Annotated in this window: 12 protein-coding genes; 8 read left to right on the forward strand and 4 right to left on the reverse strand. The window is 61.9% G+C overall.

Annotation, left to right across the window (positions count from 1 at the left end; all coding sequences use genetic code 11):
- Positions 1-43 precede the first annotated feature (43 nt).
- From QEN71_RS10510 to QEN71_RS10525, 4 genes are all read left to right on the forward strand, one after another.
- Positions 44-1,129 (forward strand): alpha/beta fold hydrolase, encoded by a 1,086-nt coding sequence (locus QEN71_RS10510; protein ID WP_201649104.1) that lies wholly within the window; start codon positions 44-46, stop codon positions 1,127-1,129.
- Between the two features lie 305 nt (positions 1,130-1,434).
- On the forward strand, positions 1,435-2,403 hold the full coding sequence (locus QEN71_RS10515) for a hypothetical protein (RefSeq protein WP_201649103.1): 969 nt from the start codon (positions 1,435-1,437) through the stop codon (positions 2,401-2,403).
- A gap of 146 nt (positions 2,404-2,549) precedes the next feature.
- Entirely contained in the window at positions 2,550-3,185 is a 636-nt protein-coding gene (locus QEN71_RS10520; protein ID WP_201649102.1) for a VC0807 family protein, read from the forward strand.
- Positions 3,182-4,378, forward strand: coding sequence for an amidohydrolase family protein (locus QEN71_RS10525; RefSeq protein WP_201649101.1), 1,197 nt, complete (start codon positions 3,182-3,184; stop codon positions 4,376-4,378). The genes QEN71_RS10520 and QEN71_RS10525 overlap by 4 nt, the downstream gene beginning before the upstream one ends.
- A gap of 69 nt (positions 4,379-4,447) precedes the next feature.
- Here the strand turns inward: QEN71_RS10525 and QEN71_RS10530 are convergent, their stop codons facing one another.
- The 3 genes from QEN71_RS10530 to cuyB all read right to left on the reverse strand — a co-directional run bounded on the left by QEN71_RS10530 (position 4,448) and on the right by cuyB (position 8,783).
- Complete coding sequence (locus QEN71_RS10530; protein ID WP_201649100.1) at positions 4,448-6,604, reverse strand: phosphocholine-specific phospholipase C; 2,157 nt, start codon at positions 6,602-6,604, stop codon at positions 4,448-4,450.
- Between the two features lie 102 nt (positions 6,605-6,706).
- A complete protein-coding gene (locus QEN71_RS10535) occupies positions 6,707-7,084 on the reverse strand; it encodes a hypothetical protein (protein ID WP_201649099.1) in 378 nt (125 codons plus the stop codon).
- Between the two features lie 193 nt (positions 7,085-7,277).
- On the reverse strand, positions 7,278-8,783 hold the full coding sequence (cuyB, locus tag QEN71_RS10540) for a cysteate racemase (protein ID WP_201649098.1): 1,506 nt from the start codon (positions 8,781-8,783) through the stop codon (positions 7,278-7,280).
- 373 nt (positions 8,784-9,156) lie between these two features.
- On the opposite strand from cuyB, the gene QEN71_RS10545 reads away from it, so the two are divergent.
- The 3 genes from QEN71_RS10545 to glgA all read left to right on the forward strand — a co-directional run bounded on the left by QEN71_RS10545 (position 9,157) and on the right by glgA (position 12,494).
- On the forward strand, positions 9,157-9,600 hold the full coding sequence (locus QEN71_RS10545) for a response regulator (protein WP_201649097.1): 444 nt from the start codon (positions 9,157-9,159) through the stop codon (positions 9,598-9,600).
- A 247-nt stretch (positions 9,601-9,847) separates the two neighbouring features.
- Positions 9,848-10,435, forward strand: a complete 588-nt coding sequence (locus QEN71_RS10550) for a BPSL1445 family SYLF domain-containing lipoprotein (RefSeq protein ID WP_201649351.1) — start codon at positions 9,848-9,850, stop codon at positions 10,433-10,435.
- Positions 10,436-10,871: 436 nt separating this feature from the next.
- Positions 10,872-12,494 carry a glycogen synthase GlgA gene (glgA, locus tag QEN71_RS10555; protein ID WP_201649096.1) on the forward strand — a complete coding sequence of 541 codons (1,623 nt, stop codon included), beginning with the start codon at positions 10,872-10,874 and terminating at the stop codon, positions 12,492-12,494.
- A 121-nt stretch (positions 12,495-12,615) separates the two neighbouring features.
- Here the strand turns inward: glgA and glgX are convergent, their stop codons facing one another.
- Positions 12,616-14,787, reverse strand: a complete 2,172-nt coding sequence (gene glgX / locus QEN71_RS10560; RefSeq protein WP_201649095.1) for a glycogen debranching protein GlgX — start codon at positions 14,785-14,787, stop codon at positions 12,616-12,618.
- 205 nt (positions 14,788-14,992) lie between these two features.
- Between glgX and QEN71_RS10565 the strand changes: the two genes are divergently transcribed.
- On the forward strand, positions 14,993-17,440 hold the full coding sequence (locus QEN71_RS10565; RefSeq protein WP_201649094.1) for an ATP-binding protein: 2,448 nt from the start codon (positions 14,993-14,995) through the stop codon (positions 17,438-17,440).
- Positions 17,441-17,461: the final 21 nt, after the last annotated feature.

Genomic DNA, 17,461 nt, shown 5'->3' on the forward strand with positions numbered 1-17,461 from the left:
GTTCCGCTTTGTTCCGCTTCCTTCTATTGCTGCGGGGAGGCTCATGTCCTCGATCGCCCCGAAGTGCAGGCAGCAGATCCGGCTGTGCACCGCGCACGACGGCGCGCGTATCGCGTATGCAACGTACGGAAGCGGGCCGCCCATCGTCAAGGCCGCGAACTGGCTGAGTCATCTCGAGTTCGATCTCGCCAGCCCCGTCTGGAGCCACATGCTCGCGGAGTTGTGCCGCGAACACACGTTGATCCGCTACGATCAGCGCGGCTGCGGGCTGTCGGATCACGACGTCGCCGACATTTCGTTCGATGCGTGGAAGCACGATCTGATCGCCGTGATCGATGCAAGCGGAGTCGACCGCTTTGCGCTGCTCGGCATTTCGCAGGGCGCGTCGATTGCCATTACGTATGCCGTCGCGTTTCCGGAGCGCGTCTCGCATCTGATCCTGCACGGCGGCTACGCGCGCGGACGGCTGGTGCGCTCACGCACCGAGCAGGCACGCGACGAAGCGGAGACGCTCGCCAAGCTCGCCGAAATCGGCTGGGGCCAGCACAATCCCGCGTTCCGTCAGTTCTTCACGACGCAGTTCATTCCGGGCGGCACACCGCAACAGCATCACTGGTTCAACGAACTCGAACGCATCTCGACGACGCCGCACAACGCTGCACGCATCATGCGTGTTTTCAACAGCATCGACGTGGTCGATCTGCTGCCGCACGTGCAATGTCCGACGCTCGTGATGCACGCGGTGCGCGACGCACGCGTGCCGTTCGAAGAAAGCCGCCTGCTTGCCAGTCTGATTCCGAATGCGCGCTTCGTGCCGCTCGAAAGCGACAATCATCTGACGCTCGAATGCGAGAGCGCATGGCAGCGCTGGCGCGATGAAGTGCGCGCGTTCCTTCCGCCGATACGGCACGTCGACCCTGTGTTTTCAGCGCTTACTCGACGCGAACGCGAGATCGTCGAGCTGATCGCGAGCGGCCGCGACAACGCGCAGATTGCCGCGCGTCTCGGCTTGTCGGAGAAGACCGTGCGCAATCACATCACCAACATCTTCGCGAAGCTCGAAGTGGAAAGCCGCGCGCAGGCGATCGTGATGGCGCGCAAGGCGGGCTTCGACGCGCCCGCTGTCTGACGCTGTCTGATATAGAGCATTCGCTCGAGACGGGGCACATGTCCCGGCTTTTCCCGACTTTGTGCAGCGCGCTTCGCGTGGATCGGGACTCGCGTCTCATGTTCTGGCAAGTGCCGATACGCACACTGTGCATCAGCGTTTCGCTTCGGCATGCAATACGTCACGGCGCAGCGCTTTGAGTCGGCGCCGTCTCTGCTCGTTCTTCTTTTCGGCGCTACCCCACTGCCATCCCCCATTGCCTCATCGCAAGCACAGCCCGTTTCAGTTTCTAGCGCCGGGGCCACGAAGTTCACAGGAGTTCAGAGATGCAAGCTGTAGAGTACCAACTGCCTTCCCATCGCTACGCCAAATGCGTCGAAGTGTCCAAGCGGATCCGCTGGGATATCGACAACGACGTGATCCGCGGCCGCACCTTCGACATCAAACAGAAGTTCCTGCCCGACGGTCTTTCTCAGGTCTACCGCCTGCCGTTCTTGAACGATGCCGAACGCCGCTTCTATTCGCAGGTTCAGGGGCGCACGTACGCGAACATGTTCAAGCTCGTCGAACGCTTCATCGGTGCGAAGATGCTCGAACTCGGCCGCGATCATGCACTGGGTGATCAGATCGCGCTCGAAGCCGTCGTGCGGCTCACCGACGAAGAACTGAAGCATCAGGAGCTATTCCGCCGCATCGAACTGCTTGCGGGTGCGGACATGCCGGCCGGTTATCGCTTCCTGCCTGACGCCGACGACATCGCGATGTTCGTGCTCGGCAAATCGACGTGGGGCATTCTCGCGCTGACGTGTTTCATCGAGATCTTTTCGCAGGTGCATTACCGTCAGAGCATCGAGGCGGACGACACGCTCTCGCCGCTTTTCAAGGACGTGTTTATGTACCACTGGAAAGAAGAGTCGCAGCACGCGATCATCGATGAACTCGAATGGATGCGCGAGGACGCGAAGCTCGGCGAGCGCGAGCGCGATGCCGCTGTCGACGATCTGATCGCGCTGGTGGCGGGCGTCGACGGCGTGGTGCAGATGCAGGCGAAGGAAGACGCTGCTTACTTCTGCGAGCACATGGAGCGCACGCTGCTGCACTCTGAAATCGCCGACGTACAGGCCGCGATGCTCGACGCGTACCGCTGGCAGTACATTGTTTCCGGCGTCGAAGAGCCGCGCTTCCGCACGTTGCTCTCCGACATGATCAACGACGAGCAAGGCGAGCGCATCTTCGCCGCGCTCACGCCGATCATGAAGCCGACGCTGGACCAGCCGACGCTGCCTCTCGTCTGAACATACCTGGCGACATGCAAACGGCGGGCGCTACTACGCGCTCGCCGTTTTTCATTCGACGACGCCAGAAGCACCGCCGCGATTTGCCCGCCGCAGCCGATGTGCGACACTACGCACGACAATGGCAGCGCTGCCGCGAAGGGCATATGAAGGTTCCCTACCGATACCTGTCCGCAATGGTCGTCAATCTCGCGCTGCCGTGGCTCGCATACCGGCTCGCGCTGCCGCATTGGGGCACGACGGGCGCGCTCGCGGCATCGGCGGCACCGCTCGTTGCGTGGATCATGTGGGATCTGTATCACTCGCGGCACTTCGACGCGCTGAGCGCGATCGTGCTCGCGGGCATTCTGCCGCTGCTCGCGTGGGCGCTGATCGATCGCGGCGAGAACCGGCGTGCGTTCGAAGACCCCATGGTGTCGGGCGTGATCGGCGTCGCGTTTCTGTTGTCGCTGCTGTTGCGCAAGCCGATGGTCTACTACCTCGCGCGCTCGACGACATCGCGTGAATCGCACGAAAGCCTCGAACAGTTCGAGCTTCACTATCGCGACCGCCCCGAACTCGTCACGATGATTCGCCGGATGACGGTGGTCTGGGGCATCGGCCTCACGGCTGAAAATGTCGCGCGTTACTGGGTGGTGTCGACCTTGAGCGATGCGGAACTGGCTGTGCATATATCGACAGCATTGCGCTGGCTGGTCTATGGCTCGCTCACGCTGTGGACGATCTGGACGCGCCGCCGATTGAAACGCATCGACGCTACAAGAAAAATGGAGTCTGCATGAAAGAACCGCTGTTGATCGCCGATGTACGGATGCCGGACGGGACGCGCGTGGACGTGTCGATCGTCGACGGTCGTATCGATGCGATCGGCCCTGATTTACAGGTCGAAAACGAGGTTGCGCGCGAACACGGCAATGGCGCGTTGCTGCTGCCCGGTTTCGTCGAAGGCCACACGCATCTCGACAAGACGATGTGGGGCATGCGCTGGTATCGCAACGAAGTGGGACCGAAGCTCACGGACCGCATCGAAAACGAGCGGCGCTTTCGCGCGGAGAGCGGACACGATGCGGCTGCCGCCTCGCTCGCACTGAGCCGCGCGTTTCTGCAAATGGGCACGACGCGTTTGCGCACGCACGTCGATGTCGACACGGTTGCCGGACTCAAGCACCTCGAAGGCGTGCTGAAAACGCGCGACACGTTGCGCGACGTGCTCGACATGCAGACCGTTGCGTTTCCGCAGTCGGGGATGCTCAAACGCGAAGGCACCGTCAGCTTGCTCGACGACGCGCTGCACGCAGGCGCCGACGTGCTCGGCGCGCTCGACCCCGCGTTGATCGACGGCGATCCCGTTGCGTCGCTGAACGCAACCTTCGATCTCGCGACTCGCCATCAGAAACCAATCGATATCCATCTGCACGAACCCGCGGAGATCGGCGCGTTCACGATGAAGCTGCTGCTCGATCGTGTCGAAGCGCTCGGCATGCAGGGGCGCGTCGTGATCAGCCATGCATTCTGTCTCGGCGCGCTGGGACCGCGCGAACGCGATCCGCTGCTGGAACGGCTCGCGTTGCTGAACGTCTCACTGCTCACCACAGCGCCCGCTTCCGTGCCCGTGCCGCCGCTTGCCGCGTGCATCGAAAAAGGCGTGACGCTGTTCGGCGGCAACGATGGCATCCGCGATACGTGGAATCCGTTCGGCTCGCCCGACATGCTGGAGCGCGCCGCACAGATCGCGATGCGCTACGACCTGCGTCGCGACGACGCTATCGCAATGGCCTTCGATTGCGTGAGCCATGCAGCCGCGCGCGGCTGCGCATTTGCGGATTACGGGCTGCAGGTGGGCGCACGCGCGGACCTCGTGCTCGTCGATGCGGAAACCGTCGCACATGCCGTTGCAGCGCGGCCCGTACGCAAGCTGGTCGTCGCCAATGGACGCGTCGTTACACGTGACGGCGTACTCGCGGCACAACTATAAAAAAGCCCCGGCACGTGAACCATGCCGGGGCCAAAGTTTGCGCTGGTACTTCCCTTATCGATCAGCCCTTCACGATGCCGCCATCACAGGCGTCACGGCAGCGGGATCGCTGATGCTCGTCTTGCCCGTTTCAACGTGACCAGCGAGGCGACGCTGGAACGACGCATCGTCGTTGTCGCTGACCGTCAGGTCGTACCAGTGATGGCTCGCCGACAGCACCCACGCTTCCTCGATCGATGCGCCCGGCGGCACGATCACAGGACGCGGATGCGCGCCATACGCGTTGTCCACCACCGACAGCCGCGCAAGGCTGTCGCCATGATTCGTGAACTTCAGATACACGTTGCCGTTGCCCACGTCGTAATGCGTCTTCACTTCGGGCAGTGCGGGCTTGCGGTTGTGACCTGACTGAGCCGCGTTGACCTGATTGCCCGACGATTGACCCTGCGCGTTGCCCGCGAAATTGCGCACGAAACCATTCGGACCGTACACGGTGAACTGATACACGCCATTCGTCGACGACAGGTTGAACACGTCCTTCAGCGTCTTGCCCGCTTCGACCGTATAGCGCCACGGGCCGTCCGTGCGATTGGTCGAGTACACGTAGAAGTGCGCGCCCTGATCGCCCGTATTGCCGATTTCGATCGTCAGCGAATTCGCTTTCTGGTCGACCTTGCCGTTCACATGCAATTCATACGGCAACGCGCGCGCGAAACGGATGCCCGATTCCTGCGGATCGAACGGACCCGGCACGGCGGGCACGGTCGGCGCGGGCTGCGTCGCGCACTGGTTGTCGGCCATGCTCTTGTAGTTGCTCGTGTCCGGCAGCGACGGCATTTTCGCGTCGGGCGTGCGGAAGTCGAAGGCCGTCGTGAGATCGCCGCACACGGCACGGCGCCATGCCGTGATGTTCGGCTCATGCACGCCGAAGCGCGATTCGATGAAGCGGATCACCGACGTGTGATCGAACACCTGCGAGCACACGAAGCCGCCCTTCGTCCACGGCGACACGATCGTCATCGGCACGCGCGGTCCGAGACCGTACGGCAGGTTGTCGGCCGTATAGCTGCCGCCGCGCGCCGGATTGACGATGTTATGAATCTCGCCGTCCGTCGTCACCGTCGACAAACCCTGCGCGCGCGACGTAGCCGGTTGCGGCGGCACGATGTGATCGAAGAAACCGTCGTTCTCGTCGTACATGATGAAGAGCACGGTCTTGCTCCACATCTCGGGGTTCGACGTCAACGCATCGAGAATCTGCGACGTGTATTCCGCGCCATAAGCGGGCGTGTACTTCGGGTGCTCCGAGTACGCGGCGGGCGGGCACAGCCACGACACTTGCGGCAAGCGGTTGGCTTGCACGTCGGCCTTCAGATCGTCGATCGTGCGCACAGTCTGCGCGCGCTGGAACAGCGACGAACCCGGCTGCGCGTTGATGAAGTTCTCGAAGTTCTGCAGGATGTTCGTGCCGTAGTTGCCGTTCAGCGGGTCCGAGCCGTCCGTGCCCTGCTGATAGATCTGCCACGAAATGCCGGCCGATTCGAGGCGTTCCGGATACGTCGTCCACGACAGCAGCTGATACTTCGGCGGCACATCGCCGTCGACGAAATCGTTGTTGTCGAGCAGCGGGCCGCCCTTCGTGCCCGTGGGATCGACCGTGCCCGTCATCAGATACGAGCGGTTCGGGTGCGTCGGTCCCGGCAGCGAGCAGAAGTATGCGTCGCAAACGGTGAACGCATCGGCCAGTGCGTAATGGAACGGAATGTCCGAACGCAGGTGATAGCCCATCGTCATGTCCGTCTTGTTCGCGGGCCACTGATCGTAGCGGCCGGCGTCGATCGCGCCATGCGTCTTGTACCACGAGTGATCCAGATCGCCGACGCACTGCGCGCTCGTCGTCTGCGTGTCGAGGTGAAACGGCAGGACGGGCTTGGTCGCGTCCGCTTTCGACGGCTGATACCAGACGGGCTTGCCGTTCGGCAACGGAATCGGGAAGCGGTCGTTGTAGCCGCGCACGCCGCGCATATGGCCGAAGTAGTGATCGAAAGAACGGTTCTCCTGCATGAACACGACAATGTGTTCGACGTCACGGATCGAACCCGTACGCGAATTCGCGGGCACGGCGAGCGCATTGCGGATCGATTCCGGCAGCATCGTCACAGCGGCGGCGGCGCCTGCGGACGTTGCAGCGGTTTTCAGAAAACGGCGACGGCTATCGGATGTCATGATGTTATTGCCTTCTTCTCGGGGGGAAAGGAATTAACAACGGAATAACCGCGCGCATTCACGCGCGTTCTTTGTTTCTTTCGTTATTGCGTGAACGTCGATTCAATGAGCGTCGTCGCCCGGCGCATAGCGGAGAACGGGCGCGACCTGCTGGTTATCGGCGGCAAGGCTTGCTTGCGCGCTGAGAATCGCGGCGCCATCCTGAGCGTCGTCCTTTGCGTTTTGGGCCGTGTTCATGCCGTTCGCTGCCTGCGTGTTGAACGCGTTGGCCGTGCTGCCTGTCATGTGTGAAGGCAGCGGCGATGCAGGTATCGAAACGGATGCACTCAGTGCGGAAGGCGCGCCGTTACTGGCCTGCGACGCTGCCGGCGGCGGGTTGCCGACAGTCGCGGCGTCGTCCGGCCCGCAGGCCGCGAGCGCGAACGATGCGAGCGCAACGACTGCGCTCACGCGCAAAGAAGAGAGAGGAAGTCCGTTCATTCGAGCATCCTGATTCCAGCGCCATACATGATCTATCGATCGATAACGGTTCGCTTAAAGAAGCCTGGCCGTCGCTGGAAACGCAGTCTGAAGTCGAATGAAGAACTTATTGTGAAACGTTTGCAAAGGAAAAGAAATACCTTGAAATATCCTTTAACGGAAAGCCATCAGAAAGCGAAAAGAAACACGAAAGTCATCGTGCAATTGCGCTTAAAAGGATGTCGGCATTAAGTGCCGCCTTTCTCTCGCTATGTTGCGCCAGGGCGGCATATTCGACCGGTGGCTCTTCGCAATGCGCAGCCGTATCGATTGGCTTGCCGAGCACGAACTCGACGCAACGCTTCGCCAGCACATCCGTCGGATCGACGAGATGCGCGGTGCGCCCGTTGCGCGTCACCGTGGCCGCTTGCGGAAACAGCAGCGGCAACTCGGTGCAGGCGAGCAGGATCACTTCAACTTGCTGGAATAGAAGACTTTCGACGGCCGCGATGATGTCGTCGACGCATTCGCCATTCGTGAAGCCTGCTTTCACACCGCATACGCCGTAGATCGCGTTCGTCACACGCGCCTGCATCGCTGGCGGCGGCAAGATCTCCGTCATGCCGCGCGCTTCGAGTGCCTTGCGATACACGCCGCTTGCAATCGTGCCGTCGGTGGCCAGCACGCCGATGCGATCCACGGCGGGAAACGTCGCGCGCAGATAATCGGCCGTCACGTTCATCATGTTGACGACAGGAATGCGCAAGCGCGCTTCGATGGGCGCGATGAACGCATGCGCGGTGTTGCAGGGAATCGCGATGAAATCGGCGCCGCTGTCTTCGAGCTTCTTGCATGTCGCGTACAACGCGAGCGTCGGGTCCGCGCCCTTCCCCGTCAGACAGTCGGTGCGGTCGGGAATCTGCGGATTCTGTTCGACGATGATCTTGATGTGATCCTGATCGCGCACAGCAGGCGTATTGCGCACGACCTTGTGCATGAAGTCGACAGTCGCGGCAGGCCCGACGCCGCCTACCACGCCTAGCTTGATCGGCTGCGACGCCTTATGTGCATGCGTATCGAGCAGACGCTGCGCGTACACCGAAAAGGAATCGATAACGGGCACAGCAAGCTCGCCAATGCGCCGCAGCGACAGCGAGCTATCCGTACTGCCCGGCAGCAGCACATCCGCGCCTTGTTCGATCAGCGATTCGCATGCGGCACGCAGCGCGCCGACGTTCTTCAAACCCACGCTCACGACGTCGATACCCGCGCGCTCGCCATAACGCTCGAAGAGACGCCGTTCGCACAAGACCGGCGAAGTCAGCACGCCAACCCGACGCGAAAGCGGAAAGCGTTGCCGGATATGCGCGAACAACGCGGCGATCATATCGACGACTACAACATGCGTGTTCTGCTGCAATTCTTCGATGAAGAGATGACTCTCGAAGCACGGTAACGCGACGGCCGGCACACCGCGCCGCTCGAACTCGCGGATCGCATCGAAAATACGCAGCTGGTGTTCTGCGGAACCGGCAGAAATGAAATCCGCTTCACGATGCTCGCCGGTTAAAGCGCGCTCGACGGCAATATCCAGTGGTTGAAACGTTCGGGCCGCGGCATTCGCGTCATGCATTTTGCGTAGCACATCGACGCACGCGAGACGCGCCGTGCCGCCGACCATGCCGAGCGCACGCCGTCCCAACACAGACGATGTATTCATAGTCCCTCGCTTGCAGTCGTGTTCGAGTCTTATTGGAAAGCGCGGATACCGGCGGCGCCGATCAGAATATAAATCCGAATGCCGATTTATGTGACGTGAATAAAACAGCGAGTCGCCCGATAAACAACAGCGTCGCGTTTATTCAAATTCTTTAGCGCGCCAATTGCCGCTTTGTCGATGCGCCCTTTCGCTGGTTAACCCTGAGAGACGCATAAATTGTTAATTAACGACGATCGATGCGATTGAGAACAGTATTCACGTCAGGGTCCAGCCTGGCCGTTTCGGGTCCACCCCTTGCTGGACTCGCAGCCTTGGGAACGCACGTATTACAACAGGGACTGCCTGGGACCAGTCCACAAGGAGACCCGCAACGATGGCAACCAGAAACCCGCACGATAGTGAAGACGAGTTGCAATGGCGGTCCATCGGCACGCACATGACCGATAACCGGCGCGTGCTGGTCGTCGACGATTACGCCGATGCTGCCGACGCGTTGCAATTGCTGCTCTTCGCGAACGGCTTTGAATGCCGCGCGATGCATGGCGCCGAAGACGTCTGCGAACTCGCGTCCGAATGGCAACCGTTCGCCGTCGTGCTCGACATTGCGATGCCGGGCGTCGACGGACTCGAACTCGCGCGCCGTTTGCGCGCGAACCAATCCACCTCGCACATGCTGCTGATCGCATGTACGGGCTACGCGTCGCAACTCGACCGGGAACGTGCGCGCGAAGCCGGCTTCGACGCGCACTGCGCGAAACCGCTCACGCCACAACGCCTGCTCGAACTGCTGAAGCGCGCTACCTCCGACGACGCCTGATGCGAGTGTAATTCGTACATACGATGCCGCGCCGCGCGAGCCCGTTCATACCGTGAAGGACTGAACGCGTGGCTTTGCGTGTCGTGGAGAAGGTCCGAAAGAGGGGCAGGCACGCGAACTGCTGTCACATCGTCAGTCCTTGCCGCTCAAGGGTTTAACCCCGGTTCAACCGTATGAGCGGCAACGGCGAAGCGCCAAAGGGAGGGGCTCGCCGAAGGGCCTCGCGTTGACAGACAGGAGAACGATGATGCATAGAAGAAAATTCATACTCAGCACCAGTGCCGCGCTCGCCGCGGGCGGCCTTGCCCTTTCGGGTTGCACGATGACGGGTTCGCACTCGACGAACAGCGCCAGCAACGCGGACAAGCGCCGCGCCATCGATTCGAGTGTCGACGAAACGCTCTCGCGGCTCTATACGACCGCTCACGGTTCGCGCGAACTGGTCTCGAAAGCGCGTGGCGTGCTGGTGTTCCCGTCGGTCGTGCAGGCGGGTTTCTGGATCGGCGGGCAATATGGCCAGGGGTCGCTGCGCGTCGGCGGGCAAACGGTGGGTTACTACAGCACGGCAGCGGGCTCGTTCGGCCTGCAGATCGGTGCACAGTCGAAGGGTGTGGTCTTCCTGTTCATGACGCAGGACGCACTCGACCAGTTCCGCAACAGCAAGGGCTGGTCGGTGGGCGGCGATGCGACCGTTGCGCTCGTGAAGGTTGGCGCGAACGGCAACATCGATACGACGACGGCCACGAAGCCGGTTCAGGCATTCGTGCTGACCAACGCAGGGCTGATGGCGGGCGTGTCGCTGGAAGGCGCGAAGATTTCGCGGCTCGATATCTAAGCTTTAATGAAGTCGAACGTGAGGCGCGCATGCCGCGCCTCACAGCTTGAACGCGCAACGACATCGCGAACGTATGTTCGGAATTAAAGTGCGAATGAAAGCGCCCATGTAAAACACGCTGTTTTTCCCGCCGCGTTTTACATTTGCGTGCGAGACCTCATTCGGCGTGCAAGCATTCACCAAGTTGACGCATTTCATCCTCTACAGTGCTTCATGCACAGCAGCAAAGCCACAGCGTAAAGATCTGAAGAAAACCGCATGCCGCATCACAGCGGCCTGGCGGTAACGCGTGCATTTGGCACACCGCTTGCTGTTCATCGAAGCCGTCCGTCCCTCGCCTCTCGCCGACACGATCCACTTCACGGATCGCGCCAGCCATTTGCGGCGGCTTTTCAAGCGTCTTTCTCGATCTACTCTTTCACCGGGAGTCATAACCTTGACGCTGAACGTCCTTCTCGTCGCCTCCGAGGCGATGCCGCTGGCGAAGTCCGGCGGTTTGGGCGATATGGTGAGTGCGTACGCCGCCGCGTTGCGCGATGCTGGCGTCGATTCGACCATTCTGTTGCCTGCGTACCCTTCGGCGCTGGAGCGCGCTGTCGGCGTGACGCCCATTTGCCGTATCAGCGGATTGCCGGGCGGCGACGCGCGCCTGTTGCGCGCGCACATGCCCGACACGGGCGTGCCCGTTCTGCTGCTGCAAATGGATCATCTGTTCAAGCGGGACAATCTCTATCAGGACGAACAGGGCCGCGACTATCTCGACAACGCGATCCGCTTCGCGTCGCTGTCGGCCGCGGCCACGCGCATCGCACGCGGCGTGCGCGGCGTGCAGAAGCCCGACATCGTCCATGCGCACGACTGGCACACGGGCCTCACGCCGCTGTTGATGAAGGTCGCGGGCGTCGCGGCGAAGAGCGTGTTCACCGTCCACAACCTCGCGTTCCAGGGCAACTATCCGCTCGCGCTCGGCAGCTGGATGGGCGTGCCGCCTGAACTGCTCGCGCCCGCGCTGACGGACGCGCGCAGCATCGAGTTCTACGGTGCGCTGAGCATGATGAAGGCGGGCATCGTCCACGCGCATCAGGTCGTGACGGTCAGCGAAAACTACGCGCGCGAAATCCTCACGCCGCATTTCGGGCATCTGATGGAAGGTGTGCTGCAGGCATCCGCGAACAAGCTGTCGGGCATCACCAACGGCATCGACATCGACACGTGGAATCCCGCTACCGATCCGCTGATCGCGCGCGCCTATTCCGCCGACGACGTGCGCGGCAAGCAGACCTGCAAGCGCGAACTGCAGCAGACCTTCGGCCTGACCGTCGATCCGTTCGCGCCAGTCATTGCGATCGGCAGCCGCCTGACGTCGCAGAAACTCGCCGACGTCGTCGCCGAAGCGCTGCCCGTGATGCTCGCGCGTCATCCGCGGCTTCAGGTGGCGATTCTCGGCAAGGGCGACGCGTATCTGGAAACCGCAATGCGCGATCTCGCGGCTTCCTGGCCGCAGCGTGTCGGCGTGCATATCGGTTATGACGAGCAGCGCGCACACATGCTGCATGCCGGCGCCGATCTGCTGCTGCATGCTAGCCGCTTCGAGCCGTGCGGTCTCACGCAGTTGTATGCGCTGCGTTACGGCACGATTCCCGTCGCGTCGCGGGTCGGCGGACTGCGCGATACGATCGTCGACTACACGCCGGAGCGTTCGCCCGAACTCGGCCGGCCCGAAGACGGTGCAACGGGTTTTCTGTTCGACGGCGAAACGGCCGAAGACATCGCGTCCGCCGTGCAACGCGCACTCGATGCCTTCATGCGGCCTTCGTCGTGGCACTCGTTGCAGCGCAACGCGATGCAGTGCGACTTCAGCTGGCGCAAGCCGGTGCAGGCGTACCTCAAGTTGTATAGCGCATTGACGGATGCACGTCCGACGCAACCGCGCGTCGATGTCGAACGCGTCGCGGCCAATTCGGCGCAGCGCCGCGCGAATGCGACGGGCACAGCGAGCGCGCACGTCGCCTGGGACAGCGCTGCGGCATCGCAGGAGACCGTGGCGCGTAGCGCATAGCGAACAGGCACGCACTGCGACCCAAATGGAAACGGGCCTCTTCATCAGAAGAGGCCCGTTGTTCTTTTTACTGCTGCTACTTCCTCTCAGGTCCGCCACTACGCCTTCAACATCATCCAGCTCACTCCGTCAGACGCTCTTCAAGCCGTTGAAAGATCCGCTTCGTCTCGCCCTTCGCGTGCAGCGCGAACAGCAACATCGAACGCCCCGTCACCTGATACACATCGCCCGATTCGAACTCGGGCAACTCGTCACGCTCGGGCGCATTCGTGTCGATCATGCAACTCCATTGATCGCTGCCGGGAATCTCGGGCAGCGTGAAATCGACGACATCGTGATACGCATTCACGACGAGCAGCAGCGTCGCATCCGAAGCCGGACGGCGGATGCCGCTCGCCTGTGCGCGTCCATCGATCACGAGGCCGAAGCAGCGCATCGCGGTATCGGCCCATTGCTCGTCATTCAGTTCGACGCCCGCCGGACTCAGCCACTTCACGTCCTTCACGCCGATGTCCTCGCGCATTTCGCCCGTGAGAAAGCGGTTGCGTCGCAAGACAGGCAGCGCGTGTCTTAACGTTGTCAGCTTCCGTACGAACTCCGACAGCGCGCGGCCGTTGTCGTCGATGCCCTTCCAGTCGACCCAACTGATCTCGTTGTCCTGGCAATACGCGTTGTTGTTGCCCTTCTGCGTGCGGCCGAATTCGTCGCCGGCGAGAACCATCGGCGTACCTTGCGAAAACAGCAGCGTCGCGAGCAGATTGCGCTTCTGGCGTTCGCGCAACGCGATGACGTCGGCATCGTCGGTCGGTCCTTCGACGTCGCAATTCCACGAGCGGTTATCGCTATGGCCGTCGTTGTTGTCTTCGCCGTTTGCCTCGTTGTGACGCTCGTTGTACGACACGAGATCGTTCAGCGTGAAGCCGTCGTGCGCGGTGATGAAATTGACGCTCGCCCATGGCCGTCTGCCGCGCCGGTTGAAGAAGTCGCCCGATGCCGTGAGGCGCGTCGCGAGATCGGCGGCTGAGGCTTCATCGCCTTTCCAGAAGGAGCGCACAGTGTCGCGGAAGCGGTCGTTCCATTCGGCCCAGCCCGGCGGAAAGCCGCCCACCTGATAACCGCCCGGCCCGCAATCCCACGGCTCCGCGATCAGCTTCACGCTGGAAATGATGGGGTCCTGCCGGCAACTGTCGAGAAAGCCGCCACCTTCGTCGAAGCCGTACGGCTCGCGTCCAAGAATGGTTGCGAGATCGAAGCGGAAGCCGTCGACGTTCATCTCCGTCACCCAGTAACGCAGGCTGTCCGTGACCATCTGCAGCACGCGCGGATGCGACAGGTTCAGCGTGTTGCCCGTGCCCGTGTCGTTGATGTAATAGCGCGGCTCGTCGGGCATCAGGCGATAGTACGACGCGTTGTCGATGCCGCGAAACGACAGCGTCGGGCCACGCTCATTGCCTTCCGCCGTGTGGTTGTACACGACGTCGAGTATCAGTTCGAGACCGGCATCGTGCAGCCGGTCGATCATTTCCTTGAACTCGTCGATCGCACCGGGGCCGCGTGCGAAATAACGCGGATCGGCGGCAAAGAAGCCAATCGTGTTGTACCCCCAGTAGTTCGTCAGACCCTTGTCGAGCAGCGTCTGATCATTGACGAACGAATGCACGGGCAGCAGTTCGATCGTCGTCACGCCGATACGGCGGATATGATCGATCACCGCCTTTTGCGCGAGGCCATCAAAAGTGCCGCGCATTTCTTCGGGCACGTCGGGATGCAGCTTCGTATAACCGCGCACGTGCGTCTCGTAGACGATCGTGCGATCCCATGGCACGCGGATGCGTGTGGGATGCGTCCAGTTGAAAGTCTGATCGACCACCTGACACTTCGGCATGAAAGCGGCACTGTCGCGTTCGTCGAACGTGAGATCGTCTTCCTTCTCTAGCGTGTAGCCGAACAGCGACGGGTCCCAGCGCAACGATCCCACATGCGCCTTCGCATACGGATCGAGCAGCAGCTTGTTCGGATTGAAGCGATGACCCGCCTCGGGTTCATACGGACCATGCACGCGATAGCCGTATACGGTGCCCGGTTTCAGACCCGCCATGTGCACGTGCCACACTTCATCGGTGTACTCGGGCAACTCGATGCGCTCGAGTTCCTTCTCGCCTTTCTCGTCGAACAGACACAATTCGACCTTCGTTGCATGCGCGGAAAACAGCGCAAAGTTGACGCCTCGGCCGTCCCAGGTCGCACCGAGCGGAAACGGCAAGCCCTCGGAAATGCGGGAATCGGTTGGCATGTTTGAAGTTCCTCAGCGAATAGACAGGGCTCGCAGCAGCGCAGCGCTGCTGGATGTGCGATGCATCGGCGTGTTGAAGTAGCAATCCATGTGCCTGAGAGGCGCATACCATGCGCACGCCATCGTCATGAAGCACATTTGAACCCCGCTGCGCAGAACCCGCAATGCGTATGCGAGAATGGCGTGACCGCCCTATGGAGAAAGCATGTCGAACGTTTCGAGCGTTAGCGAACAGCACTCAGAAGACATGGCGCGTGCGATGGTCGATTGCGCGCGTGAACCGATCCATATTCCCGGCGGCATCCAGCCACATGGCTTTCTCTTCTGCGTGACGGACGACGGCATCGTCATGCAGGCTAGCGAAAACGTCGCATTGCTCGCACAAAAGCCGCTCGATGAAGTACTCGGCAAACCGTTGTCGAGTGTTCTCGGCGACGCGGCTGCACCCGCCATTTCGGCGCTTGCTTCGCTCGATACGGAAGGCGTGCCGCTCTATGTCGGTTCGATCGACGACCCGCGCGGCGCCGTGCAACGCGAAACGCGCCTTTCTCCGCTCGCGATCGTCGTGCACCGTTATCAGCGCATCGCTTTCGTCGAACTCGAACCGGCGCGTGGTACGGCCGATGTGTTCTCGTCGATGTATCCGCTCGTGCGCACCTTCATCAACCGCTTGCAGGAAGTGCAGAGCGTCGCCGATCTCGCGGCGCTCGCCGCGCAGGAAGTGCAGCGCATTACCGGCTATGGACGCACGCTGGTCTACGACTTCGACGACGAAGGCAATGGCCATGTGATCGCGGAAGCACTCGATGAAGGTTATCAGTCGTACATGGACCAGCGCTTCCCTGGTTCCGACATTCCGCCTCAGGCACGCGCGCTGTATGTGCGCAACCGCATCCGCCTGATCGCCGACGCGGACTACGCGCCCGCGCCGCTCGTGCCCGCACTGAATCCCGTCACGCACGCGCCAACCGATCTGACGTATGCGTCGTTGCGCAGCGTGTCGCCCGTGCACGTGCAGTACATGAAGAACATGGGAACGTGGTCGTCGATGTCGATGTCGATCGTCGTGCGCGGCAAGCTGTGGGGGCTGATTTCGTGTCATCACGCGAGCGCGCGCGTGCCGCCTTTCGAAGTGCGCACCGCATGCGAGCACATTGCGCAGGTGCTGTCGCTACAGGTCGAAGCAAAAGAAGATCACGCGGAAGCCGAACACCGGCTCGAATTGCGCCGCCGACAGTCGCATCTGCTCGCGACGATGGCGAACACCGATCACTTCATCGACGCACTCGCGAACGATCCGCGCGAACTGCTCGCGCTGACCAATTCGACTGGCGCGGCGATCGTGTTCGACGGACGCATCGTGCCGATCGGCAACGCGCCCGATCGCGACACGATCGAGGAGCTTGTCGCGTGGCTCGACACGCAGAGCGACGACATCTATTCGACCGACGATCTCGCGCAAGCATGGGGACGCGCGGCGAATCCCGAGCATGCCGGCATGCTCGCACTTTCCATTTCGAAGCTGTTCCGCAACTACGTGATCTGGTTTCGCGCGGAAGTCGTGCGCACGTTGAAATGGGCGGGCGATCCGCGCGCGAAGCTGTCGTCGCTATCGGCGTCGCTGTCGCCGCGCGAGAGCTTCGACACGTGGACGGAAACCGTGCGCGGACGTTCGTCGCCGTGGCGGCAGGCCGAACTCGAAATCGCCGTCGAGTTTCGCACCGCGTTGCTCGGCATCGTGCTGCGGCGCGCGGAAGAACTCGCGCAACTCGCGCTCGAACTGGGGCGCGCGAACGAAGAACTCGAAGGCTTCTCGTACACGGTATCGCACGATCTGCGCGCGCCGTTGCGGCATATCGTTGGCTTCGCGGATCTGCTTCGCGAAATGGAAAGCGCGAAGCTTTCCGAGCGCGGCCAGCACTTCGTCGAACGGATCATGGGCGCGGCGCGTTTCGGCGGCAAGCTCGTCGACGATCTGCTTGCGTTCTCGCAGATGGGCCGCGCCGCATTGCGTCCGCAGGGCGTGGACTTGCGCGCGCTCACGCAGACGCTGATCGCGGACGAGCAACGCAACGCGGGCGAGCGGCCAATCGACTGGCGCATCGGCGATCTGCCGCAGGTCACGGCCGACCCTGTGCTTCTCCATGTCGTGCTGCGGAACCTGATTGAGAATGCAGTAAAATTTAGCCGCCTTCATGACGATCCGAATGCACCTGCCGTGATCGAGATTTCGAGCCGGCCCGGCGAAGACGATCTTGCGGGACAGCGCGTGGTGTTCGTGCGCGACAACGGCGTCGGTTTCGACATGCGCTATGTCGACAAGCTGTTCGGCGTGTTTCAGCGGCTGCATCGTGCGGAAGAATTCGAGGGGACGGGTATCGGACTTGCGAGCGTGCGACGTATCGTCGAACGACATGGCGGCAGGACGTGGGCCGAAGGCGAACTGGGCAAAGGCGCGACGATTTTCTTCTCGCTGCCGCTCACTTTCACGCCCGACGCGAACGCCCGTGACGAAAGCCCGACGGCCGCTGTGGCGCGGCTTGCCGCGTTATCGCCGGGACAGCCGTTCAGGCCTGTGCCGAAGGAATCCAGTGCGGATTCGGGCGCGGAGACCCGAACATCAGATGGCGCGAACGACGCCAGGCGCGAATGACGCGCTTATGCCAACGAGGAA

The organism is Paraburkholderia sabiae (assembly GCF_030412785.1).
Classification (GTDB): Bacteria; Pseudomonadota; Gammaproteobacteria; order Burkholderiales; family Burkholderiaceae; genus Paraburkholderia; species Paraburkholderia sabiae.